We start from the raw sequence: 21,781 nt of genomic DNA, 5'->3' as shown, positions 1-21,781 counted from the left end.
AGCAGGTATCTCGATGTCGAGATAACTCTAGTACATCACCCTCGCGCGGTCATGCCCTGCCCGGGTGTGAGCGCGCCCCCGGGACGTGGGTATGGCGATACCGCGCTCGGCGCGGCGGCCGGGAGCGGCAGACTGGCCCGCGTGAAACGACTATCGGTGGATGTGGACGGCGTCACTACGCGGCTGGTTCGTCGATTCGGTCCACAGGTCGCCGAATGGTGCGCCGATGCGCCGAACCTGATCGCACGGTTGACGTCCCGCTGGGGCCTTTCCCTCGGCGCATCCCTCCCGGACGGTGCTTCGTCCATCACATTGCGGTGCCAAGGGCCCGACGGCACGCCCGCGGTGCTGAAGCTCAGTCCGGATCGGGCCCTTCTGGTCGAGCAGGCGGGAATGCTGGGGTGGTTCGCCGCCTCGGGCCGGGTGCCCGCCGTGCTGGCCGTCGACGAGGACGCGGGCGCGATGGTGCTGGAAGAGATCGTGCCCGGAACGACGGCGGAGGACCTGCCCGCCGCCTCGCTTCCCGGGCAGTGGTCGGAGCTGCTCGCCGCGTTGCACGGGGTCGCTCCGCCTCCGCGGCCGCCGCGGGTGCTGCGCGGCCGGTGCGAGGAGGCGTTCGCCCGTGTCGGCAGGCGGCTGTCCGAGCCCGCGATCGGTGCACGTCTCGATGTCACCGCGTGGGACAGGGCCATCCAGCGGTGCGAGCGGCTGCTGGACACGCAGGCGACCACCGTGTTGCTCCACGGTGACCTGCACCTGGGCAATGTGCTCGACGGTGGCGCGGAGCGCGGTCTGATGGCCATCGATCCGAAGGCATGTGTGGGTGATCCATGCTTCGACGCCGTGGACTACGTCGTGGCCGGCGCCGGGCTGGAGGGCGTCGAGACCCGCTGTGCGCGCGTGGCGGCGGCGTGTGGGCTCGATGGCGACCGGCTCCACGCCTGGAGCCAGGTGATCGCCCCGTTCGCGGCCATCGCCCACCTCGGTAACGGTGGTGCGGAGCCGGTGATCGATGAACTGCTCGCGTGGACCCGGTGAGAGCACCTGCTCACCGGGGTTCACCGGCGCTCCCCGGCGTTCACCGGCGTTCACCGGCGTTCACCGGTAAGGGTGACCGCTTGCCGTAAGGGCCCCGGGGGGCGGCGTTCCGCGTTAGACCTGAGGCCATGAGCATGTGCGCGGACGCGACCGACGGCCCCGGAACGGACGACGGCCGGGCCCGAACCGGCCCCGGTCACCTCCGAGTTCGGAACTGAGCCACCCCGGCCCCCGCGATACTGCTGCCATGGACCCGCACCTGCTCCGCACGTTCGTCTCCGTGGCCCGCTGCGGATCCTTCTCCGACGCCGCCCATGAGCTGGGCTTCACCCCGGCGGCGGTCTCCGAGCACATCGCGTCCCTCGAAGCGGATCTGCGCACGTCACTGCTGACCCGGCGGCCGATCATGCTCACCAGCGCGGGCGCACGGCTGCTGGAACACGCCGGTCCGCTGCTGCTGCGGCTGGACGCGGCGCGGGCCGACGTCGAGCGGCTGTCGGGGTCCGGCGCCGCCCGGCTGGTGGTGGGGGCCTCACCACTGGCGATGACCCCGAGAATCGCCGCGGCCCTGGACCGGGTGCGCCAGGCGCATCCGGCCATCCGGGCCTCACTGCGGATCCTCGGCCGCCGGGAGATCCCGGCGGCGGTGGCGTCCGGGGCACTGGACCTGGGGCTGGTCGACGGCCCGGCCACCCCCGCCGACGCCCTGCCGCTGCCCGAGGTGGGTCCGCTCACCTCGGTCACGGTCGCGGAGGCCCCACTGGTGGTGACCCTGCCCACCGGCCACCCGCTGGCCCGCCGGCTCGGCCTGCGGCTGGCCGACCTCGCCGACGCCCAGTGGCTGGACGCCCCGGACGCCGCCATGCCGCTGGCGCAACTGCGCGCGATGAGCCGGAGCAGCGGCTTCCGCGCCTCGCTGACGTACGAGGGCACCGATGTACGCGGCCTGGTCACCCTCACCGCCGCGGGCCACGGCCTGGCTCTCCTCCCCCACCCGGCCACCAAGGGAGCCCCCGGCATCGTCACGGCCCCCCTGATCGCCCCCCGCCTGGTCCACCGCACCGAACTCCTCCACGGCCCCGCGGTCGACGGCCCGGCCCGGACACTGGCGGCGGTGGTGACGGGGGATCGTCACCGGTACGGGTGACTGCTGGGCGCATTTGCCCAAGCCCATGGAGGATTGCGATAGACCTTGCGCAGTCGTCATGCTGCAGTTACGCCGCCTGGTGGAGGACCGATGAGCGCGCAACCCCATTCGGAAACAGCTTCGTATGTGGCCGACGACCCCGAAACCGCATTGAAGTACGCGATCCAGCACATCCGGGGGGATGACCGGGTGCAGATCGTGGAGGGGGTCATCGAGCAGTTGTCACCGACATGGGGCCATGAGAAGGCGGCGGACAAGATCCGCAATCAGATCGCGCCGGTCGTGTCCAAACTCGGCTGCGTATCGGGGTCGGGCAATCTAGATCTCCCCGGCTCCAGCAATTGGTACGTGCCAGATGTGGCGGTCGTACCCGAAGAGCTGGCGGAGGCTGCGGCACTGGTACCCGATCAAACCCTGCTGGTCGTCGAGGTGACCTCCGATTCAAACGGGGACACCGACCGGATCGTCAAGCGGCGCCGCTACGCGGAATACGGAGCCCCGCTGTACCTCCTGGTCGACCGGCAGCAGCGCGCCTGCACGCTCTATTCGGTGCCCGGCAGCCTCGGATACACCAAGGTGGACGGCCCCCACCCCTTCGGTACCCCGCTCCCGCTCCCGGAGCCGTTCGCCCTGGAGCTGGATACCTCCAAGTTCTGATGGGCTTCAGCCGACCGCGAGGCGGGTTCCGACCGGGAATGGCACTCGATCACCGAGAGGAACCCACCCGGACGGCCGTCACTCCTTCGCCCCCTCCGGTCGCATGCGCATCTCATATGTGAGATAGCCTCTTCTGCATGACTGACGACTACCTCTCACGTATCGGCAAGCTCATCCGTGACGCCCGCCAACACCGAGGCTGGACCCAGTCCCAGCTCGCGGAGGCGCTCGGCACAAGCCAGAGTGCGGTCAACCGCATTGAGCGGGGTAACCAGAACATCAGCCTTGAGATGATCGCCAGGATCGGCGAGGCCCTGGACAGTGAGATCGTCTCCCTCGGCTACGCGGGCCCGATGCACCTTCGGGTGGTCGGCGGCCGCCGTCTGTCCGGTGCCATCGACGTCAAGACGAGCAAGAACGCGTGTGTGGCGCTGCTGTGCGCCACACTGCTCAACGCGGGCCGTACGACACTGCGGAGAGTCGCCAGGATCGAGGAGGTCTACCGGATCCTCGAGGTCCTGGGCAGCATCGGCGTACGCACCCGCTGGATCAACGACGGCGCCGACCTGGAGATCGTGCCGCCCGCCGAGTTGGACCTCGAGGCCATGGACACCGAGGCCGCCCGCCGGACGCGCAGCGTCATCATGTTCCTCGGCCCGCTGCTGCACCGGATGAACCACTTCCGGATTCCCTACGCGGGCGGTTGCGACCTCGGCACCCGTACCGTTCAGCCGCATATGACCGCCTTGCGCCACTTCGGCCTCGAAGTGACCGCCACCGACGGGATGTACCACTCCGCGGTCGATCGCTCGGTCGCCCCCACCCGCGCCATCGTGCTGACCGAACGGGGCGACACCGTCACCGAGAACGCGCTGCTGGCGGCCGCCCGGCACGACGGCATCACGGTGATCCGCAACGCCTCGTCCAACTACATGGTCCAGGATCTCTGCTTCTTCCTGGAGGAGTTGGGCGTCAAGGTCGAGGGCGTGGGCACCACGACGCTGACCGTCCACGGCGTCGCCCACATCGACCGCGATGTGGACTACTCGCCCTCCGAGGACCCGGTCGAGGCGATGAGCCTGCTGGCCGCCGCCGTCATCACCGAGTCGGAGCTGACGATCCGCCGGGTGCCGGTGGAGTTCCTGGAGATCGAGCTGGCCGTTCTGGAGGAGATGGGGCTGGACCACGAGCGCGGCCGGGAGTACTCGGCGGACAACGGCCGCACCCGGCTGGTCGACCTGACCGTGCGGCCGTCCAAGCTTCAGGCCCCCATCGACAAGATCCACCCGATGCCGTTCCCCGGCGTCAACATCGACAACGTGCCCTTCTTCGCGGCGATCGCGGCCGTCGCCCAGGGCTCGACACTGATCCACGACTGGGTCTACGACAACCGCGCGATCTACCTCACCGAGCTCAACCGGCTCGGCGCCCACGTCAAACTGCTCGACCCGCACCGCGTCCTGGTCGAGGGCCCGACCCGCTGGCGCTCCGCCGAGATGATGTGCCCGCCCGCCCTGCGCCCCGCCGTGGTCGTCCTGCTGGCGATGATGGCCGCGCCGGGCACCTCGGTCCTGCGCAATGTGTACGTCATCAACCGGGGTTACGAGGACCTGGCCGAGCGGCTGAACTCGATCGGCGCCCAGATCGAGACCTTCCGCGACATCTGAGGCCGCGTCCGCCGCCGCACCGTGTCCGACCTGCGAGGCAGCACATCAGGAGGAGAAGGTGCGGCGGCAGCCGTGGGATCTTCCTGCCGGAGATGAGCCGGAGATGAGCCGGAGATGAACTCGCCTGCCGCTTGCCGCGTTGGTCGCGCGGCGAGGGTCAGGAGGACGGCCCCGGCGTCCCGGCCGACGCGTCACCCTCCGCGAGCTGAGCCCGCACACCGCGCGGCACCCGCACGCCGTGGCTGCGCAGATTGCCGATGAATCGTGCGACGAGCGGATCCGGTTCCCCGGCCGTCACCGCCACCAACTGCCTGATCCACCGCGGTGAGAACGGCCGCACGGCGCCCGGAAAGCCGTCGCTGACCGCGCTCACGGGGCATACGGCGATCCCCAGACCGGCGGCCGCGAGCTGTGGTGCGGCGGTGGTCACCGAAGTCCTCATCACCGTCTCCAGGCGCACCCCGGCGCGGGCGAAGGACTGGTCGAGCCAGGCGCTGAGGCCGTTGTCCGGTGCGAAGTGGACGAGCGGCGCGCCTTCGAGATCCTCAAGGCGTACGGCCGGCTGCCGGGCCAGCGGGTGGCTGCTGGGCGCCGCCAGCACGATCTCTTCCTCGGCGACGGCAGTGATCGTGAAGCGGTCGGACGAGGGAGTGGGCAACAGGGCGACATCGGCTTCGTCGGAGTCGACGAGGCCGAGTGCCTCGTCCATCGACGTGGACTCGCGCAAGGTGATCGCCACGTCCGGGTGGCGGCGGTCCCACTGGCGAATGACCGGGGCGAGCAGCGCCACGCTGAGGCTCTGCGCACTGACCAGCCGCAGCACCCCTCCGGCCGCCCGCCCCGCCGCACGTGCCGACCGCACCGCGGAGGCGGCCGCCTCGATCGCCCGTCTGGCATCCGCGACGGCGGCACGCCCCGCGGGAGTGAGCTTGACCCCCCGGGGTTCACGTCGAAGCAGGATCGTTCCGGCCTCGCGCTCCAGGGAGGCGATCTGGTGAGAGACAGCGGGCTGCGACGAATGCAGCAGCAGGGCGGCCTGCGTGATCGATCCGGAGTCCGCGACCGCGACAAGGCACTCCAACGCCCGGAGGGTAGCCATATATCAATCTTATCGCAGAGGGTCAACGCATGAATGACCTCGATACAAGGCCCTGGCCCTCCCTTCCGGCATGAGAAGAATCTATGGCAACTCGCATTTTTATCGATGATCCGACGGGAAGGATTCGTACCTCCCTGGCTGTTGGACTGGCCGACGAGGACGGGTGCACCACCTGTCCCGCGCAACATGCGTGGAGCATTCGATGCCGTATCGCGAGACCCCCACGTCGACGGCGGAGCGCGGTGGTCCTGAACCCTGAATCCGGCAGCAGCGGCACAAGTACCTGGCAGCAACAAGGAGAAGAGCACTCACCATGAGCGACATCAGCATCATCGGCCTGGGCCACATGGCCCGCGTTCTCGCCGCCCGCGCGCTCGATGGCGGCAACGCCGTCGAGATCATCGGCCGTGACGCGGCCAAGACCGCCGACATGGTCGGCGCGCTCGGACGCGGCGCGAGGCGGGGAAGATCGGCGCCGCCCCCGCCGGAGACATCGTCATCCTCGCCGTGCCCGCCACCAGCGCCGCGCCGGTCGTCCGTCAGTACGGGGACGCGCCGGCCGGCAAGATCATCGTCGACATCACCAACCCCTTCAACCCCACCGCCACCGGGCTGATCACCCCCGACGGCACCTCCATCGCGCAGCAGGTCGCGGGGGCAGCTCCCAAGAGCGCCCATGTCGTCAAGGCGTTCAACACCATCTTTGGCCATGTCCTGGCCGAGGACCGCCCGCTGGACGTGTTCATGGCCGGTGACGACGCACAGGCCAAGGCGAGCCTGTCCGCGTTCATCGAGAGCACCGGACTGCGCCCGCTGGACACCGGCGACCTGAAGATGGCGCGGTGGCTGGAGGGAGCGGGCCTGCTGATGATGGGCCTGGGCCGCCATGGCATGGGGAACTACGACTTCTCGCTCGGCGTCAGCCTTCCCGGCTGAGTGCCCCTGCGCCCGCCGCTCCGGCGCGTGACGCCATCCGGTCCATGCACAACACCGTGAGGCTGTCGGTCCGGTCAGCCCAGCGACGCGCTGGCCGCACGCAGTTCGTCCAGGGCCGCCAGGGCGTACCCGGCGAGCTCGTCCTTGCCGTCACGGTCGCCCTCGGACCATTCGGCGTACCCCCGCTTGAAGGCGAGAAGGCCCAGTTCGCCCGCGAGAGCCGCGGTCGGATCGGGTACGCCCCGGGCGACCAGAGCGGTCGTCATCGCGGCCGCCAGGCTGACGCTTTTGAGGGCGTCACGCTCCTGAAGCTCGGCGCTGGAGGCGATGGCCGCCTTCAGACGAGGGGCGAAGTCCCGGTTGACGGGGCCCATCGCGGTCGAGGCGCGCTCGAGACCGGAAGCGACCGCCTCGAGCGGGCTGGCGCCGTCGGGCGCCTCGGCGATCCCCTCGGCCAGCAGCCGGCTCAGCGTCTCCTGTCCGGCCACCAGCAGCTCGCGCTTATCGGGGAAGTGCCGGAAGAACGTGCTCTTGGTGACCCCGGCGCGCTCGGCGATCTGCGCGACCGTCGTGGCGTCGTACCCCTGCTCGGTGAACAGGTCGACCGCGGCCACGACGAGGCGTTCGCGCGCCCCTGGTTCCCACCTGCCCATGGCCCCATCATAGGCGATGGGACTCTTGTCCCATCACTCGGCTATAGTGATGGGACAAGAGTCCCATCACTCGCGGGAGAATTTCCATGCGCGTCTTCGTCACCGGTGGCACCGGCCTGATCGGGTCCGCCGTCGTCGCCGAGCTGCTCGGCAGCGGCCACACCGTCCTCGCACTCGCCCGCTCCGACGCGTCCGCACTGGCCGCCGAGGCGGCCGGCGCCGAGCCGCTCCGGGGAGCCCTCGCCGACCTGGACGTCCTTCGCGCCGGCGCCGCGCGGGCCGACGGGGTGATCCACCTCGCGTTCGCCAACGACTTCAGCAGCCCCGAGGCCCTCGCGAAGGCGGTCGCCGAGGAGAGTGCCGCCATCGCGGCCCTCGGCGAGGAGCTCGTCGGCAGCGACCGCCCCTTCGTCACCGCCTCGGGTACGCCCCATGTGCCGGGCCGCGCCTCCACCGAGGCCGACCCGCTCATGACCGATGGGCCGGTCGGTGGTCGCGGTCGCGCGGTCACGGCGGCCCTGGGCCTGGCCTCGCGCGGGGTCCGGAGCACGGCCGTACGCCTGCCGCGCACGGTTCACAACGAGGGCATGGGCGGGTTCGCCGGCCTGCTGACCGATATCGCACGCCGCACCGGCATATCCGGCTACGCGGGAGACGGCACACAGCGCTGGCCCGCCGTCCACGCGCTCGACACGGCGGTCCTCTTCCGGCTCGCCCTGGAGCGGGCGCCGGCCGGTAGCTGTTGGCACGCCGTGGCCGACGAGGGAGACAGGGTGCGGGATATCGCCGCGGTCATCGGCCGACGGCTGGACCTGCCGGTCGAGTCGGTGTCATCGGAGACCTACGGCCCGCTCGGCCCGATCTTCGCGACCGACCAGCCCTCGTCCAGCACCCACACCCGACAGGAGCTCGGCTGGGAGCCGAAGCACCCGTCCCTCCTGGAGGACCTGGAGAACATCCAGCCCTGACCGGCGGCCGGGAAGACCGGCTGGGCCCGCTGCCGGCGCTCACACCGGCAGCGGGAGGCCCTCACCGCCGGACCCTGGCGACCCGGCCGCCAAGCAGGTCGGAGGAAGTCCGCTACGGTTCGGGCGGCGCCCCGAAGGGGCGCGGGGCTGTGTCGATGTGCGGCTCCGCCGCGTGGGCGCGACCAGCCACGACGGCGCCACAGTCGGCCGACGACGCATCGCGACACTTCCAGCGGAGCACCTAGCTCCGGCATCCGTCGAGCAGCAGCCGAATGGTGAGGCGCGCGTCGTACTTCGGATCGACCCTCTCGCCGCCCGCACAGATATCGCCGATCGCGCGGATCAACTGGTAGGGGGTGATGTCGGCCGTGACCTCGCCCGCCTCCCGGGCGGCCCCGAGGATATCGGCGAGAGCCGGCACGAGGCGCTCGATGAACAGCGCGTGCAGGGCGCTGAAGCCGTCGGGATCGTTGCGCATGGCGGCGGCGAGCCCGTGCTTGGTCGCCAGGAAGTCCACGAAGAGATCGACCCATTGACGCAGCGCGGCGAACGGTGAGGCCGCCGTCGCCAGCAGGGTGGGCCCGGCTTCGGCGCAGGTGTCGACCTGGTGCCGATACACGGCCACGACGAGGTCCGCGCGCGTGGGGAAGTGCCGGTAGATCGTGCCCATGCCGACGCCCGCCGCGGCGGCGATCCGGCGCACCGGCGCGTCCACTCCGTCCGTGACGAACACCGACGCCGCGGCATCGAGCAGAGCCCTCTCGTTCCGCCGGGCGTCGGCGCGCTTGGCCGAGCTCGGCGTGGTCGACAACGGCTTGTCGCCTTCACTCACGGGGCGCTCCTGTCCTACGACCGCGCTTGCCAAGCGGAACGGCGCTCCGTATATTCGGAACATCGCTCCGCTTAACCGCGGATCCGGTGGCTCATGTCGCCGGACCTGCGCCGGCGACGCATGTATTCCCCCATGGACACGGCGCTCATCGCAACCGAAAGGCAGCTCCACATGCCCGCACCCGACACGGCCGCCCCGCGCGCCGTTCCCGCATCGACCACCGCGATCATCAGCGTCAAGCCGGTCGTGCTGCCCGCACCAGAGCGCGGCCACGACCTTCAGGTGCGCGTGTCGGCGCCGGTCTCCGGCAGCGGCCTGCCGATCGTCGTGCTCGCCCATGGCTTCGGCCTGTCGATGTCGTCGTACGACCCGCTGGTCGACTTCTGGGCCGCCAACGGCTTCGTCGTCCTCCAGCCCACATTCCTCGATTCGCTGACCCTCGGCATCGCTCCCGCCGACCCGCGGTACCCCGACATCTGGCGCATCCGGGTCCAGGACGTCGAGCGCGTACTGGACGAACTCGACCACATCGTCGCCGCGGTCCCCGGCCTCGGTGACCGCGTCGACAGCGACCGCATCGCCGTCGCGGGACACTCCTGGGGCGGACAGACCGTCAGCATGCTGCTCGGCGCGCGCGTTGTCGGCGCGGACGGGCAGCCCGGCCCCGACAAGACCGATACCCGGGTGAAGGCGGGTGTGCTGTTCGCCACGACCGGCATCGGCGGCGACACCTTGACGCCGTTCGCCGCGGAGAACTTCTCCTTCATGAGCCCCGACTTCGACCGCCTGACCACCCCGGCCCTCGTGGTCGCGGGCGACCACGACCAGTCCCTCCTCTCGACTCGCGGCCCCGACTGGTTCACCGATGTGTACAGGTACAGCCCCGGGGCCCAGAGCCTGCTCACCCTGTTCGGGGCCGAGCACTCGCTCGGCGGGATCCACGCCTACGGCGCCAAGGACACCACGGACGAGAGCCCCGAGCGCGTGGCGCTGATCCGGAAGGCTTCGTGGGCCTACCTCCGCAGCGCTCTCGGGATCGACGACCGGGATTGGAAGCAGGTGCGGACCGAGGTCGCGGAGGCCGCCGACCCGATCGGACGCATCGACGACAAATAGACCCGCCGCGGCATGGATCGATTGGGTGCCATCGACTCCGTAAGGGGCAGGCATAACAAATACGAAGGTCAAATCCCGGGCGACAAGGAATCAATCCACGGTCCCACCAGTTGACATGCATCGAATCTCCAGAATACCCGATGAGGAGGAACAATCGGTGTATGACAAGGTGAATTGGCCCGAGCGGTATGACCCGAGGACATCAGCCATCTACGCACTCAACGACATCGATGTGAAGGCACCGGTGTCACCCATAGCGTGGGGTGGCTAGATACCGAGGCCCGATACCACTACGCCGGCGACGATGTCGCCGGCGTAGTGGTTCACGGGGCCTCGTCCCTGCGGATGCGGTTATGCGGGCCGATTCGCCGGCGTCGCCGCTTCCGCTTCCGCCTCCGCTTCCGCGGCGCGGGCGAGGAGTTCGACCCAGTCCTGGTGATAGCGGTAGAGCGCACCGGGATTCTTGCGCCCCAGCTCCTCGAGGAAGAAGGGGCCCTGCTGCGTTTCCTCGCTCAACACGTGACAACCGTAGTCCGTGGGCGTGACGACCCACCCGTGGTACGCGCTCGAACCGGTTTCGTCGCCATCGACGAGCAGCTTCCACACCACCTCGGGGGCTCAAACTCCTGTACCGAACGGAAGACATCCTGTCCGGCCAGGTTGGTTTCGAACCGTGTACCAAGGCGCAGCGACTCATGGCCGTCAAGCAACTGGACATGCTCGACGCCCGGGTAGAAGCTGGGCCAAGCCTTGGGATCCACGAGCAGGGACCAAATCCTTTCGGGGGACGCTTCGACCTCGAGCTCGTTGGTGAAGTGAATCGGTGAGCGGCTGGGAACCATGACCTCGGGCCAATTAATGGCTTCGAACATATCGCACTCCAAATAACCGGCTTCCGTTCGCCGGATCGGCGGTATCGATAACAACCGTAGGGCAGAAGCCGACGAAATCCGAAGCCTGAAAACGTACACTTCCGAATAGCTCCCATAGGACTTCCGAATTACTTGGGCGAGGGTGGGAGTGGCGGGGCCACCCAGGTGCTGAGTGCCCTGCCTAGTCTGGGGAGGGTCAGGACATGACGGCGGGACCTCTTCGAAGGGGGTGAGGTGATGGCGGAGCGCGGGATCGCTCCCCGGCTGGGGGAGTTTCTGCGGGCTCGTCGGGCGCTGGTGCGGCCGGAGGACCACGGGATGCCGACCGGGACGCGTCGTACCCCCGGCCTGCGGCGTGAGGAAGTCGCCATGCTGGCAGGGGTCAGCACGGACTACTACGTCCGGTTGGAACAGGGACGGGACCGGCATCCGTCATCCCAGGTCATCGAGGCGTTGGCCGGTGCGTTGCGGTTGGAGGACGAGGCGGCGGCGTATCTGCGCCGGCTGGCCGCCCCGGGCACCTCGCGCCGCTCCCGGCGGGCCTGCCCGCAGGAGTACGCGTCGCCTGGCCTGGTCGGGCTGATGGATGCCTGGCCCAGTACACCGGCGCTGGTCTACGGGCGCTCCATGGATCTCCTCGCGGTCAACGCGCTCGGCAAGGCGCTGTTCTGCTGGCTGGAGGAGGAGACCAACCTGCTGCGTGCGATCTTCCTCAAGCCGCGGGCCCGCATCTTCTACCGGGACTGGGCGCGGATCGCCGAGGGATGTGTGGCGGCGCTGCGCGCGGCCGACGCCGATCCCGAGGACGCCCGGCTGGCCGAACTGGTGGAGGAGCTGTCGGTCGCGAGCCCCGACTTCGCCCGGCTGTGGGGCCGCCACGAGGTCAGGGCCAAGAGGGCCCAGACCAAGCGCTTCGACCATCCGGTCGTCGGTGAACTGACGCTGCGCTTCGAGAACCTGTCCGTCGCCGACGCCCCCGGCCAGCATCTGGTGGTCTATCACGCCGATCCGGACAGCCCCGCGGAACACGCGCTGGCGCTGCTGGGCAGCTATGCCGCCACCTTCACCGGCGATCCGGCAGTCCACCCGGACCGGTGACACGGGCCCGCGAGGGCCGGTTTCGCATGGCTGAGCGAGGCCGGACGAGGCCCGCTCCGAGAGAGCCTCACCCGAGAATTCCACCTTTTAGGAGCATTCATGACTGTTTGGTTTATCACCGGTGCCTCGCGTGGCCTCGGCCGGGAGCTGACCGCCGCCGCGCTCGCTCAAGGGGACCGAGTGGTCGCGGCCGCCCGCGATCCGCGAGCGGTCGTCGAGGCCCTGCCCGGGGCAGCCGACTCGCTGCTGGCCGTCCCGCTCGACGTCACCGACCAGGAGCAGGCCGCCGCGGCCGCCGCCGCGGGCATCGAGCGTTTCGGCAGGATCGACGTGCTGGTCAACAACGCCGGTTACGGGCTGTTCGGCGCCGTCGAGGAGATCTCCGACGCCGAGGCGCGGGGGCTGTTCGACACCAACGTCTTCGGCCTGCTCAATGTCACACGCGCCGTGCTGCCGACCCTGCGCGCCCAGGCGGCCGGCCGTATCGTCAACATCGGTTCGAGCGCCGGGTTCGCCACCGGTCTGGGCCGGGGCCTGTACGGCGCCTCCAAGTTCGCCGTCGAGGCGATCAGTGAGGCGCTGCACGCCGAACTGGCCCCCTGGGGCATCCATACGACCGTCGTCGAGCCCGGGGCGTTTCGTACCGAGTTCCGCTCTGCGCGCAGCCTGCGCCGGGCGACCGACCCCCTTCCGGCCTACGCCGATACGGTCGGCCCGTTCCTGACCGCGGTGGACGCCGGCGACGGCAACCAGCCCGGGGATCCCGCCAAGGCCGCAGCCGCCATCCTGCGACTGGCCACCGAGCCGGAACCCCCGCTCCGACTCCAGTTGGGCAGCGACTGCGTGTCTCTGGTCGAGGGCAAGCTCGGCTTCGTCGCCAAGGAACTGGACCAGTGGCGCGCGTGTGCCCTGACCACCGACTTCCGCTCCGCGTAGCGGGGGCTGTCCTCGCGGAATGCGCTCCTGACCTGTGTGGCGGTTCTACGCGCCGTCGGCGGCCACCGAGTTCCGGACCGCGTCCAGACCGGCGGTATGGGAAACCAGGGGCTCGTAGTCGAGTTCGGCCACGGCCTTGTCCGTGCGCAGAGTGCACGACTGCCCGAGGAACCATCGGGCGGGAACGGGCACCTCGTGGGCGGCGGTCTCGGCGTCCAGGTCGGGGATCGGCGTATCGACGCCATAGATCCCGAACAGCGTCTCCATGAATGCGCGCAGGATGACACGGTGCTGGTCGGTGACGAAGTACGCCTGGCCCGGCCGGCCGCGCAACCATCCGAGGATGAGCCCCTCGACGGCGTTGTCGACAAAGGTGACGTCGGTCGTGTGCCGGCCTCCGTCGATCCAGGCCAACTCTCCCGCCCTCGCCGCGGCCACCAAACCCTCGATGAGGATGCTGCCGGGACCCCAGACGAACCGGGGGCGGATCGACACCGTGGCGAATCCGGGGGCGTTCGCGTCGAGCACGATCTTCTCGGCGGCGGCCTTTGCCGCACTGTAGGCGGCTTGGGAATCCGGTCGCAGCGGCGCGGTTTCATCGACGTCCATGAGCGGGTCGCCGGCCAGGAGGGCAGCCTCGCTCCCGCAGTGGACGAACCGAGGAACCCGCGCGTAGCGGGCCGCGTCGACGGCCGCCCGGGTGCCGCGGACCGATACCTGCTCATGACGCGCGCGGTCAGCGGTGATGTCCGTCTCGGCAGCGAGGTGGAACACCACGTCGCTGCCGGTCACCTGGTCCCGCCACGTGGCCGGATCGGTCAACTCGCCGGGTACGGGCTCCGCGCCCGGCGCGGACACCTTCGCGGCCGACGCCTCGCTTCTGACCAGCACACGGACCGTGTGCCCCGCGTCGAGGAGCCAGCGTACCAGCACCTGGCCGATGAATCCCGAACCGCCCGTGATGAACGCCTGTGCCATGAGCCTCTCCCGCCTCGTGCGAGCCTCCTCGCTCGCCTTGGGCGAGAAGGTCTCGTGGGTTGCAGCGATCAGGGACTTCAAGGTCTTCCCTCAACAGCATTTATGTTGTGAAGGCTTGCCATAAGGGATATGGATGGCTGTGGTCGGGCGCGGGGGCAGCAGCCGGAAGGCGGGCGTCCGCCGCAGGACTGTTTGAATAAATTAGGAATAATTCTTGACAGGGTTTCGGCCGCGGGCCACAGTCTTCGCCGTGACGCCGTCGACGCCCGTCCGAGGGCGGCCGCGTCATGTCTCCTCCTGCTTCCCAAACCTCCGGAGAGGCACGTGTCTTCACACCCGCCCGCGCACAGACCCCGCCACCGAACGCTCACCCGCGGCGCCGTCGCGACCGCGATCGCGCTGGTCCTGGCCACGACCGCGGCCCCGGTGGCCATGGCCGCCCCCGCCGTGGACCAGGGGGCGCCCGACTACTACGACAGCGGGCTCGCCCCGACGCCCTATATGGGGTGGAACACCTACTACGGACTGGGGGCGCCCACCGAGAAGGAGGTGCGGGCGGTCGCCGACCGGCTGGTCGGCAGCGGGCTGCGCGACAGCGGATACGACATCGTGTGGCTGGACGGCGGCTGGCAGGCCGATGACCCCCGGGACGCCCAGGGGCGGTTGGCGGCGCATCCGGAGCGGTTCCCGTCCGGTATTCCGGCCCTCGTCTCCTACCTGCATCAACGCGGTCTGCGGGCCGGGATCTACACCGACGCGGGCACCTACGACGGCGGCAAGAGCTGTGGCCTCGGCAGCCGTGGCCACTACACCGAGGACGCACGGCAGTTCGCCGACTGGAAGATCGACGCGATCAAGGTCGACTTCCTGTGCGGCATCGGCGAGAAGCTCGACCCGGGCCCGGCGTTCAAGCAGTTCAGCGACGCGGTCGCGAAGTCCGGACGCCGGATGCTGCTGAATCTGTGCAACCCGCTCACCGACGACTGGGGCCTGCCGCACACCCCCGAGCAGGACGCGCACAACACCTACGCCTACGGCCCCACGGCCGCCGACTCCTGGCGCACCGGCACGGATATCGCCTGGGGCACCCCGAGCCCCGGCCAGTGGCCCAATGTGCTGCGCAATATGGACGCCAACGCCTGGCACCCCGAGGCCCAGGGGCCCGGCCACTACAACGACCCGGACTATCTGATCCCGATGCGCCGCATGACCGACGGGTCGTACGAGCTGACGGAGGAGGAGTCCACCACGCAGTTCGTGATGTGGGCGGAGATGGGTTCGCCGCTCGTGCTGGGCTCGGACCCCCGTACGCTGTCCGACTCGATGCTCCGGACGCTGCGCAACCCGGAGATCATCGCCGTCGACCAGGACCCGCTGGCCGTCCAGGGTGTGCGGGTGGCCACCGACTCCGTCGGCGATGTCTACAGCAAGGTCCTCTCGGGGCACGGCCGGCGCGCGGTCGTCCTGCTCAACCGCTCGGACCGGCCCGTCGAGCGCACCGTGAACTTCTCCGATGCGGCGCTGGGCGGCGCGGTCGCGGTCCGTGACCTGCGGGCGCGGGCCGACCGTGGGACGCACACCGGGTCGTACACCGTCGAGGTACCGGCGCATGGCACCGCGTTCCTCAGGCTCACCGGTGAGGACGCCCTCCCCGGTGCCGGCCTGGGCGCGAAGGCCACGGCGAGCCCGGCCGTCGTACGCGGTGGCGAGGCGCTGACCACGTTCTTCCGGGGGCCGGGCGGCTCGCTCGTCCAGCGGGCGGACGGCAGGACGCGGGACCTCGGCGGCCCGGGGCGGATCGGCCCGGCGCGGCTCGGCCCGGGGCGGCTCGGCCCGGCGCACGGGAAGATCCTCGGCCAGCCCGCCGCGTATGCCTCGGCGGGCGGGCGGATCGATGTCTTCGTGCGCGGCGCCGACTCCCGGGCGTACCGGCGGGTGTTCGCGGACGGGCGCTGGGGTGCCTGGCAGGACCTCGGCGGGAAGCTGACCGACGCGCCCTCCGTCGCCTTCACCGACCCCGGCCACTGGACGCTGTTCGCGCGCGGCGCCGACGGGCGGATCGCGCAGCGGGGGCCGTCGGACGGCTGGTCGTCGCTCGGCGCGCCGGGCGACCGGCCGACGTACGGCAGGCCGTCGGCCGTCGTGGACGGGCGGGGGCGGGTCCATGTGGCCGTGCGCACCTCGGCCGACGATGTGTGGACACGGTCGCGGGACACCTCCGGGCAGTGGTCGGCGTGGAGTTCGCTCGGCGGGACCGTCAGCGGCAGCCCGACGCTGGTCGCCGCGGGCGACGCGATGGTGCTGTTCGCGCGGGGCGGCGACTACACGCTCTGGCAGCAGCGGTACGAGAACGGCGCCTGGCAGGGGTGGAGCAAGCGGCGGGAGTTCCCCAGCGCCGCGTTCGACGGCGCGCTCGGGGCGGTCGCGGGCCGGGACGGTGTGATCGACGCCGTGTACCGCGGGGTCGATGGTTCGGTGCACCGTACCCAATTCAAATAAATTAGGTATTAATCTTGACGTGGTGCGAGCGCCACGCGAACCTGGATCCGCCGCGAGCGGGGGCCCGGCGGGCAGCGAGCAGCCGGGCCCGCCGAGTGGATCCACAAGGAGCACTCCATGACGAACCAGCACCCCGGCCGACGACTGCTTCTCGCCGGCCTCGGCGCCGCCGGGACCACAGCACTGCTCAGCGGCTGTGTCACCGCCAGTTCCTCCGGCAAGGGCTCCTCCGGGGGCGGCGCGGTGACCCTCCAGTCCAACCTGTCCGCCCCGCAGGCGAAGGCGGCCATGGAGGACCTCGCCGCCGCCTACGCCAAGCAGGGCTCGGAGCGCGCGAGCCTCAACACGGTTGCCGCGGAGACCTTCCGCACCCAGTTGCCGACGTATCTGACCTCGGCCAATCCGCCGGATGTGCTCACCTGGTACCCCGGCTCGGTGGCGGAGGCATACGCCAGGAAGAACCTGCTGCTCGACCTCGACGAGGTGTGGGCCTCGCCCGATCTGGGGCGCTACTCCACGGCGCTGAACAAGCTGTGCACCGCGGCCTCCGGCAAGAAGGTCTTCGTCCCCACCACCTACTACTGGTGGGGCATGTTCTACCGGAAGTCCAACTTCGCCAAGTGGGGCGTGCGCGAGCCGAAGAGCTGGGACGACTTCCTCGACCTGTGCGACAAGCTCAAGTCCAAGGGCGTCGCCCCGATCGGCCTGGGCGCGGGCGGCAACACCACCTGGGTGGCGTCCGCCTGGTTCGACTACCTGAACATACGGATCAACGGCGCCCCCTACCACCGCGAGCTCCTCGCCGGGAAGCACCGCTTCGACGACCCCGAGGTGCACAAGGTCTTCGACCGCTGGCGGGAGGTGCTGCCGTACTTCGACCCGAACGGCACCGCCGTGGCCTTCCAGGACGCCACGACCGCCCTGCTCAACGGCCGCAGCGGGATGATGCTCATCGGCACCTTCTTCGCCGACGCGGTGCCGAAGAACGCCCTCGACGACATCGACTTCTTCCGCTTCCCGGTCATCGACCCCAAGGTCCCGCTCGCCGAGGAGGCGCCCACCGACGGCTACTTCGCCAGCGCCCGCACCGGACGCCGGGACAAGGTCTTCGACCTGCTGCGCTATCTCGCCACGGCCGAGGCGCAGGAGATCTACGTCAAGGGCTCCTCGGGCACCGCGCTGCCCTGCCACCCCGATGCCAAGGACTCCGGGACGCCGCTGGTGAAGAAGGGCCGTAAGCACATCGAGGAGGCCGCGGAGATCACCCAGTTCTTCAACCGCGACTCCAGCGACGCCCTCCAGCCCGCGACGGACACCGCGCTGACCAAGTTCATCGCCAAGCCGAAGAGCGTCGGATCGATCCTCACCAACTGGCAGCGCGACGCCGAGAAGATCTGGCGGGCCTGACGTGGCCGTCCTCACCGCCCCCGAACGCACCTCCCCGGCCCCGCCGCCGCCCCGCGGCAGGCGGGCCAGGGGCCCTCGGCGCACTCCCCCGCTGGTGCTCGCCTTCCTCCTGGTCCCGCTGCTCGCCGAGGCCGTCTGGGTCTTCTGGCCCGCGCTCCAGGGCTTCTACCTCGCCCTGACCAACTGGGACGGGGTGTCGGCGCCCGAGTTCGTGGGCCTCGGCAACTTCCGCGAGATGACCCACGACGAGGTCTTCCGCACCGCCGCCGTCGACACCGTGCTGTGGCTGGTGCTGTTCGGCGGACTGTCCGCACTCCTCGGCCTCGGCGCGGCCCTCCTCCTCCAGCAGGAGCGCCGCGGGGTCGGCTTCTACCGCGCCGCCCTGTTCCTGCCGGTCGTCTTCTCCCTGGTCGCAACCGCCCTGGTCTGGCAGGCCATCTACCAGCCCGACGGCGTCCTGAACCAGCTCCTGGAATCGGTCGGCCTGGGCAGCCTGCGCCACGCCTGGCTCGCCGACCAGGACACCGCCCTGTACGCGGTGATCGTGCCCGCGCTGTGGCGCCAGGTCGGCTATGTGATGGTGCTGTACCTCGCCGGGCTCAAGGGCATCGACCCGGCCCTGTACGAGGCGGCCAAGGTCGACGGCGCCGGGCCCTGGCAGCGCTTCCGCCATGTGACGCTGCCGCAGTTGCGCGGTGTCAACGCCGTCGTCCTGTCCGTGATCATCATCGACTCGCTGCGCTCCTTCGACGTCGTGTGGTCACTGACCCGGGGCGGTCCCTATCACTCGTCCGAACTGCTGAGCACCTACATGTACTCGACCGCTTTCCAGTCCCTGCGGCTGGGATACGGCTCCGCGCTGGCGGTCGTCATCTTCGTCCTGGCCTTCGGCGTCATCGCCTCCTACCTCGTGCGCGCCTTCCGGGAGGCCGACTGATGTCCGCCACCTCCACCGCCGTGCGCCGCAAGCGCGCCGCGACCGCCGGATTCCACCTGGGCGCCGGTGCGCTGGCCGTCCTGTGGCTGCTGCCGATCGCCCTGGTCCTGGTGACCAGCCTGCGTTCCTTCGACGACATCGCCGTCCATGGCCTGGGCAGTTGGCCCCGCTCCTTCACTCTCGACAACTTCCGTCAGGCATGGGTGGACGGCGGCCAGCAGCGGGCCCTGATCAACAGCCTGGTCGTCACCATTCCGTGCGTGCTGGTGACACTGACCCTGGCCGCCATGGCCGCGTTCGCCCTCAGCCGCTACGAGGTGCCCTTCCGCCGCTCCCTGTTGCTGCTCATGCTCGGCGGCAACCTGCTCCCACCGCAGATCCTGCTCATCCCGGTCTCCAAGCTGAGCGAGCTGATGGGCGTCTACGACACGCTCCCCGCGCTCATCGGGGTGCAGATCGGCTTCGGCGTCGGCTTCTACGTCTTCGTCCTGCACGGCTTCATGCGGGCGATCCCGGTCGAGATCCAGCAGGCCGCGCTCATCGACGGCGCCGGTCCCTGGCAGATCTTCTGGCGGATCATCCTGCCGCTCACCCGCCCGGCGCTGGCCGCGCTCAGCGCGCTGTCCTTCACCTGGATCTTCAACGATCTGCTGTGGGCGATCACCGTGCTGCGCAGCGACAGCAAGATGCCCATCACCGGTGCCCTGATCGGGCTACAGGGCCAGTTCGTGTCGATGTGGAATGTGATCGCGGCCGGGTCCGTCATCGCCGCGGCGCCCACCGTGGCCGTCTTCCTGCGCTTCCAGCGCCACTTCGTGGCCGGGCTCAATCTCGGGGCGGTGAAATGACGTCGTACCAGCGCTGGACCCTGCGCACCGAGCACACCTGCTACACCGTCCGTCTCTCCCCCGACGGCCCGTGGGCCGAGCTGGACGCATGGGGGCCGCTAGGTGTCGAGACCGGTCCGTCCGCGCTGGACTGGTCGAGGCGCACCCACTTCATCACGCCCGCCGACGCCGCGCCCGCCGAGTATCTGCCGTACGGGCTGCGGCCGTTCACCGGGGCCGATCTGGTGGCGGGGCGCCCGGGTGCGGAGCGGGGAGTGTGGTGGGAGTTCGAGGGCGCCGAGGAGGGGCCGGGGACCCTGCGGCTCACGTTCACCGATGGACTGCTCGGTCTGCGTACGGTCCTGTGCTACGCCACGGTGCCCGGAACCGATGTGATCCACCGCTGGACCGAGCTCTCCTGCACGGGCGAGGAGGAGCTGCGGCTGGAGCGGTTCGACTCGGCCGCCGTGAACGTGCCCGTGACCGCCGGTGCCCGGCTGACGTACCTCACCGGCCAGTGGTCGCAGGAGTTCCAGCGGACCCAACTCACCCTCACCAGGGGCGCGTTCACCATGGGCAGCGGCCAGGGCGTGCCCGGCCACGCCTACGCGCCCTGGCTCGCGATCCAGGACGCGGCGGACCCCGGGGACCCGCCCGCCTATGGCGTGGCCCTGGAGTGGCCCGGCAACTGGCACATCACCGCGGAGGCCGAACCGGGCGGCGCCGTGCGCGTACGCTCCGGCCGCGTACCGCACGAGGGCCTGGTGCGGCTGGCACCCGGTAACACCCTCACCACACCGCGCCTCGCCTGCGCGTTCAGCTCCGAAGGGCTCGACGGGCTGTCCCGCGTCTGGCACCGCTACGAACGCCATCTGACCGGTGAGCGGCTGCACCGCCCCCGCAAGGTCCTCTACAACTCCTGGGAGGCCACCACCTTCGACGTCGACACGGCGGCGCAGCTCGAACTGGCGAGGACGGCAGCGGACATCGGGGCCGAGCTGTTCGTCGTGGACGACGGATGGTTCACCGGCCGCGCCGACGACACCGGCGGGCTGGGCGACTGGTATCCGGACCCGGCGGCCTTCCCGTCCGGCTTCGACCGGTTCGTGGCCGACGTACGGGCGCTGGGCCTGGACTTCGGCCTGTGGATCGAGCCGGAGGCCGTCAGCCCCGGCAGCAAGCTGTACGCCGACCACCCCGACTGGGTGTACCGGATCGACGGCCGCCCCGCCCGCCTGGTGCGCCATCAGCTCCTGCTCGACCTGGGCCGGACCGATGTCCAGGACTTCGTCATCGCGACCCTCGACCGGCTGCTGACCGGCCATGACATCAGCTACCTCAAATGGGACATGAACCGGCCGCCGACCGAGCGCGGCCGCCCCGGTGCCGGTCCCGCCGACCGTCTCGACCTGGACGCCCAGCATGTCGCCGGCTATCTGCGCGTCCTGGACCATCTGCGCACCGCCCACCCCCGGGTCACCGTCGAGGGGTGCGCGGGCGGCGGCGGGCGGATCGACCACGCGACCCTCGCCCGCACCGACGTGGTCTGGCCCAGCGACAACACCGCGCCCCTGGACCGGCTGGCCGTCCAGCACGGCTTCCTGCACGCCCATGCCCCGCATGTGATGAGCTCGTGGGTGACCGACGCCCCCGGCGTCTTCGACCCCCGTCCGCGCAGCCTCGCCTTCCGCTTCGTGGCCGCCATGTGCGGAGTCCTCGGCATCGGCGCCGACCTGCGCCGATGGGACGCCGGGCAGCGTGCGGAGGCCGCCGGATGGATCGCCCGCTACAAGGAGGTGCGCGATGTCGTCCACCTCGGCGAGGCCCGGCTGCTGGGCAGCCCGCCGGCCGCCACCTGCGGCGTGCAGTACGACGGCCCGGACGGGCGTACCGTCGTCGCCGCGCTCAGCACCGGCCGCCTGGACGGATCCCCGCTCGTCCCGGGGCGTGCGGCCCGGCTCCGGCTGCGCGGTCTCGACCCGGCCGCCCGCTACCGGGACGCCGCGTCGGCGACCACGTACAGCGGCGCCCATCTGCTCCACTACGGGCTGCCGTTCACCTGGAGCGCCGACCACGACGCGGAACTGGTGGTGCTGACCCGGCAGTAGAGCGCC

The 21,781-nt window shown here is 70.3% G+C and carries 19 protein-coding genes and 1 pseudogene; 14 read left to right on the top strand and 6 right to left on the bottom strand.

Annotation, left to right across the window (positions count from 1 at the left end):
• Positions 1–156 precede the first annotated feature (156 nt).
• From ACK1X7_RS35040 to ACK1X7_RS35025, 4 genes are all read left to right on the top strand, one after another.
• Positions 157–1,038 carry an aminoglycoside phosphotransferase family protein gene (locus ACK1X7_RS35040; protein WP_385142372.1) on the top strand — a complete coding sequence of 294 codons (882 nt, stop codon included), beginning with the start codon at positions 157–159 and terminating at the stop codon, positions 1,036–1,038.
• 247 nt (positions 1,039–1,285) lie between these two features.
• On the top strand, positions 1,286–2,185 hold the full coding sequence (locus ACK1X7_RS35035) for a LysR substrate-binding domain-containing protein (protein ID WP_390792761.1): 900 nt from the start codon (positions 1,286–1,288) through the stop codon (positions 2,183–2,185).
• A 90-nt stretch (positions 2,186–2,275) separates the two neighbouring features.
• Positions 2,276–2,842, top strand: a complete 567-nt coding sequence (locus ACK1X7_RS35030) for a Uma2 family endonuclease (protein ID WP_390792760.1) — start codon at positions 2,276–2,278, stop codon at positions 2,840–2,842.
• 137 nt (positions 2,843–2,979) lie between these two features.
• Positions 2,980–4,509 (top strand): helix-turn-helix domain-containing protein, encoded by a 1,530-nt coding sequence (locus ACK1X7_RS35025; protein ID WP_385142351.1) that lies wholly within the window; start codon positions 2,980–2,982, stop codon positions 4,507–4,509.
• 157 nt (positions 4,510–4,666) lie between these two features.
• On the opposite strand, the gene ACK1X7_RS35020 is transcribed toward ACK1X7_RS35025, so the two are convergent.
• Positions 4,667–5,608 (bottom strand): LysR family transcriptional regulator, encoded by a 942-nt coding sequence (locus ACK1X7_RS35020; RefSeq protein WP_390792759.1) that lies wholly within the window; start codon positions 5,606–5,608, stop codon positions 4,667–4,669.
• A 313-nt stretch (positions 5,609–5,921) separates the two neighbouring features.
• Between ACK1X7_RS35020 and ACK1X7_RS35015 the strand changes: the two are divergent.
• A pseudogene (locus ACK1X7_RS35015) lies at positions 5,922–6,544 on the top strand (NADPH-dependent F420 reductase).
• Positions 6,545–6,618: 74 nt separating this feature from the next.
• Here the strand turns inward: ACK1X7_RS35015 and ACK1X7_RS35010 are convergent.
• Positions 6,619–7,197 carry a TetR/AcrR family transcriptional regulator gene (locus tag ACK1X7_RS35010; protein ID WP_216341242.1) on the bottom strand — a complete coding sequence of 193 codons (579 nt, stop codon included), beginning with the start codon at positions 7,195–7,197 and terminating at the stop codon, positions 6,619–6,621.
• A gap of 86 nt (positions 7,198–7,283) precedes the next feature.
• On the opposite strand from ACK1X7_RS35010, the gene ACK1X7_RS35005 reads away from it, so the two are divergent.
• A complete protein-coding gene (locus ACK1X7_RS35005; protein WP_390792757.1) occupies positions 7,284–8,165 on the top strand; it encodes an SDR family oxidoreductase in 882 nt (293 codons plus the stop codon).
• A gap of 241 nt (positions 8,166–8,406) precedes the next feature.
• Here the strand turns inward: ACK1X7_RS35005 and ACK1X7_RS35000 are convergent, their stop codons facing one another.
• Entirely contained in the window at positions 8,407–8,997 is a 591-nt protein-coding gene (locus ACK1X7_RS35000; protein WP_385142342.1) for a TetR/AcrR family transcriptional regulator, read from the bottom strand.
• Between the two features lie 171 nt (positions 8,998–9,168).
• Here ACK1X7_RS35000 and ACK1X7_RS34995 point away from each other — a divergent pair, with 171 nt between their 5' ends.
• The gene (locus ACK1X7_RS34995; RefSeq protein WP_385142339.1) at positions 9,169–10,113 is read left to right on the top strand and encodes an alpha/beta hydrolase family protein; all 945 of its coding nucleotides are present in this window, start codon (positions 9,169–9,171) and stop codon (positions 10,111–10,113) included.
• Between the two features lie 351 nt (positions 10,114–10,464).
• Here the strand turns inward: ACK1X7_RS34995 and ACK1X7_RS34990 are convergent, their stop codons facing one another.
• Both ACK1X7_RS34990 and ACK1X7_RS34985 read right to left on the bottom strand, forming a co-directional pair.
• The gene (locus ACK1X7_RS34990) at positions 10,465–10,722 is read right to left on the bottom strand and encodes a hypothetical protein (protein ID WP_413116978.1); all 258 of its coding nucleotides are present in this window, start codon (positions 10,720–10,722) and stop codon (positions 10,465–10,467) included.
• Entirely contained in the window at positions 10,626–10,955 is a 330-nt protein-coding gene (locus ACK1X7_RS34985; RefSeq protein ID WP_413116932.1) for an SRPBCC family protein, read from the bottom strand. Before ACK1X7_RS34985 ends, ACK1X7_RS34990 begins: the two co-directional genes overlap by 97 nt.
• Positions 10,956–11,222: 267 nt before the next feature.
• Here ACK1X7_RS34985 and ACK1X7_RS34980 point away from each other — a divergent pair, with 267 nt between their 5' ends.
• Both ACK1X7_RS34980 and ACK1X7_RS34975 read left to right on the top strand, forming a co-directional pair.
• The gene (locus tag ACK1X7_RS34980) at positions 11,223–12,083 is read left to right on the top strand and encodes a helix-turn-helix domain-containing protein (RefSeq protein WP_390792755.1); all 861 of its coding nucleotides are present in this window, start codon (positions 11,223–11,225) and stop codon (positions 12,081–12,083) included.
• A 99-nt stretch (positions 12,084–12,182) separates the two neighbouring features.
• Positions 12,183–13,019 (top strand): oxidoreductase, encoded by an 837-nt coding sequence (locus tag ACK1X7_RS34975; RefSeq protein WP_413116112.1) that lies wholly within the window; start codon positions 12,183–12,185, stop codon positions 13,017–13,019.
• Between the two features lie 45 nt (positions 13,020–13,064).
• Here ACK1X7_RS34975 and ACK1X7_RS34970 read toward each other — a convergent pair whose 3' ends face one another.
• Entirely contained in the window at positions 13,065–13,997 is a 933-nt protein-coding gene (locus ACK1X7_RS34970) for an NAD-dependent epimerase/dehydratase family protein (RefSeq protein WP_413116111.1), read from the bottom strand.
• Positions 13,998–14,429: 432 nt separating this feature from the next.
• On the opposite strand from ACK1X7_RS34970, the gene ACK1X7_RS34965 reads away from it, so the two are divergent.
• From ACK1X7_RS34965 to ACK1X7_RS34945, 5 genes are all read left to right on the top strand, one after another.
• Positions 14,430–16,496, top strand: coding sequence for a glycoside hydrolase family 27 protein (locus tag ACK1X7_RS34965; RefSeq protein WP_413116931.1), 2,067 nt, complete (start codon positions 14,430–14,432; stop codon positions 16,494–16,496).
• 117 nt (positions 16,497–16,613) lie between these two features.
• Positions 16,614–17,903, top strand: a complete 1,290-nt coding sequence (locus ACK1X7_RS34960; protein ID WP_390792752.1) for an ABC transporter substrate-binding protein — start codon at positions 16,614–16,616, stop codon at positions 17,901–17,903.
• A 1-nt stretch (position 17,904) separates the two neighbouring features.
• Entirely contained in the window at positions 17,905–18,840 is a 936-nt protein-coding gene (locus ACK1X7_RS34955; RefSeq protein WP_390792751.1) for a carbohydrate ABC transporter permease, read from the top strand.
• Positions 18,840–19,688 carry a carbohydrate ABC transporter permease gene (locus ACK1X7_RS34950; RefSeq protein ID WP_385142321.1) on the top strand — a complete coding sequence of 283 codons (849 nt, stop codon included), beginning with the start codon at positions 18,840–18,842 and terminating at the stop codon, positions 19,686–19,688. The genes ACK1X7_RS34955 and ACK1X7_RS34950 overlap by 1 nt, the downstream gene beginning before the upstream one ends.
• Positions 19,685–21,775 (top strand): alpha-galactosidase, encoded by a 2,091-nt coding sequence (locus ACK1X7_RS34945; RefSeq protein WP_413116110.1) that lies wholly within the window; start codon positions 19,685–19,687, stop codon positions 21,773–21,775. Before ACK1X7_RS34950 ends, ACK1X7_RS34945 begins: the two co-directional genes overlap by 4 nt.
• Positions 21,776–21,781: the final 6 nt, after the last annotated feature.

Origin of the sequence: Streptomyces sp. CY-1 (assembly GCF_047218265.1) — a bacterium.
GTDB classification, from domain to species: Bacteria; Actinomycetota; Actinomycetes; order Streptomycetales; family Streptomycetaceae; genus Streptomyces; species Streptomyces niphimycinicus.
The sequence above is the reverse complement of the archived record's forward strand: the minus strand, read 5'-3'. Positions and strand labels throughout refer to the sequence as shown.

Coding starts and splice junctions, on each gene's coding strand:
- ACK1X7_RS34995 (WP_385142339.1), top strand. CDS start 9,169: ATGCCCGCACCCGACACGGCCGCCCCGCGCGCCGTTCCCGCATCGACC.
- ACK1X7_RS35010 (WP_216341242.1), bottom strand. CDS start 7,197: ATGGGCAGGTGGGAACCAGGGGCGCGCGAACGCCTCGTCGTGGCCGCG.
- ACK1X7_RS34980 (WP_390792755.1), top strand. CDS start 11,223: ATGGCGGAGCGCGGGATCGCTCCCCGGCTGGGGGAGTTTCTGCGGGCT.
- ACK1X7_RS35035 (WP_390792761.1), top strand. CDS start 1,286: ATGGACCCGCACCTGCTCCGCACGTTCGTCTCCGTGGCCCGCTGCGGA.
- ACK1X7_RS34985 (WP_413116932.1), bottom strand. CDS start 10,955: ATGGTTCCCAGCCGCTCACCGATTCACTTCACCAACGAGCTCGAGGTC.
- ACK1X7_RS34975 (WP_413116112.1), top strand. CDS start 12,183: ATGACTGTTTGGTTTATCACCGGTGCCTCGCGTGGCCTCGGCCGGGAG.
- ACK1X7_RS35020 (WP_390792759.1), bottom strand. CDS start 5,608: ATGGCTACCCTCCGGGCGTTGGAGTGCCTTGTCGCGGTCGCGGACTCC.
- ACK1X7_RS34950 (WP_385142321.1), top strand. CDS start 18,840: ATGTCCGCCACCTCCACCGCCGTGCGCCGCAAGCGCGCCGCGACCGCC.
- ACK1X7_RS34965 (WP_413116931.1), top strand. CDS start 14,430: ATGGCCGCCCCCGCCGTGGACCAGGGGGCGCCCGACTACTACGACAGC.
- ACK1X7_RS35030 (WP_390792760.1), top strand. CDS start 2,276: ATGAGCGCGCAACCCCATTCGGAAACAGCTTCGTATGTGGCCGACGAC.
- ACK1X7_RS34960 (WP_390792752.1), top strand. CDS start 16,614: ATGACGAACCAGCACCCCGGCCGACGACTGCTTCTCGCCGGCCTCGGC.
- ACK1X7_RS35005 (WP_390792757.1), top strand. CDS start 7,284: ATGCGCGTCTTCGTCACCGGTGGCACCGGCCTGATCGGGTCCGCCGTC.
- ACK1X7_RS34945 (WP_413116110.1), top strand. CDS start 19,685: ATGACGTCGTACCAGCGCTGGACCCTGCGCACCGAGCACACCTGCTAC.
- ACK1X7_RS34970 (WP_413116111.1), bottom strand. CDS start 13,997: ATGGCACAGGCGTTCATCACGGGCGGTTCGGGATTCATCGGCCAGGTG.
- ACK1X7_RS35025 (WP_385142351.1), top strand. CDS start 2,980: ATGACTGACGACTACCTCTCACGTATCGGCAAGCTCATCCGTGACGCC.